Annotated in this window: 1 protein-coding gene; it reads left to right on the forward strand. The window is 56.0% G+C overall.

Translation table 11 applies throughout. The annotated features are described in order from the left end of the window. Nucleotides 1–149: 149 nt before the first annotated feature. The gene (locus tag AC07YV_RS29845) at nt 150–974 is read left to right on the forward strand and encodes an IS3 family transposase (protein ID WP_256582901.1); all 825 of its coding nucleotides are present in this window, start codon (nt 150–152) and stop codon (nt 972–974) included. Nucleotides 975–1011 lie beyond the last annotated feature (37 nt).

A 1011-nucleotide genomic window follows, 5' to 3' on the forward strand; every position in this document is an offset into this window, starting at 1 on the left:
GTGGGGGCCAAGGCAATCACCGCCGATCAGCGGGAGATTCAGCAGCTCAAAGCGTTGCTCAGGCAAAAAGACCTGGACATTGAAATCCTAAAAAAGGCCAGTGCTCTCCTGCTTTTGGACTCCAAAGATCATTCTCGCTGATCAATGAGCTGGACGAGCAGTACGGCGTTAACAATTGCTGTCGGGCGTTTGGAGTCACCCGCAGCAGCTTTTACGCCTGGCGTCAGCGCCAGGGCAAGGTGAATCCTGAACGGGAGAAACTTAAGGCCGTGCTGGTCAAGCATCATAAGGAATCCAGAGCGTCCGCAGGGTCTCGCACCCTGTCCAAGGAACTGCAAGCCAAGGGGCATCGTGTCGGGCGCCATATGGCTCGCAGCTTGATGCGCGAAGCCGGTGTTGCCAGTCATCAACGGCGGCGGCACAAGTACAAATCTTCCGGCGTTGAGGCGCTGGTGGCGCCGCATGTGCTCAAGCGCAAGTTTGATGTCACGGCGGTTAACCAAGTGTGGTGCGGCGATGTGACCTACATCAAAGTCGGCACGCGCTGGATGTATTTCGCGGCGGTTCTGGATCTGTTTGCCCGCAGGATCGTGGGCTGGTCGTTTTCGATGATTTCCGATGCCACGCTGACCTGCGAAGCGTTGCGGATGGCGGTCGACCTGCGAGGTCGGCCAAAAGAGGTGCTGTTTCACTCTGACCAGGGCTGCCAATACACCAGTCATAAATTCAGGAAAGAAATGCGCAAACATGGCCTCCTGCAAAGCATGAGTCGCAAAGGTGAGTGCTGGGACAATGCTCCGATGGAGCGTTTCTTTGGCAGCCTCAAGTCCGAGTGGGTACCAGAAGACGGCTACCGCTCGGAACATGAGGCGCGGGTGGATGTGCAGCGTTATGTGATGCGTTACAACAACGTCAGGCTCCATAGCTACAACGACTACCGGTCGCCGGTAGCTATGGAGAAACTGGCGGCATGAAACCGTAACTGGTGTCCAAAATTAGTTGACCAGTTCA

The sequence above is a fragment of the Pseudomonas sp. GW456-E7 genome (genome assembly GCF_059424105.1).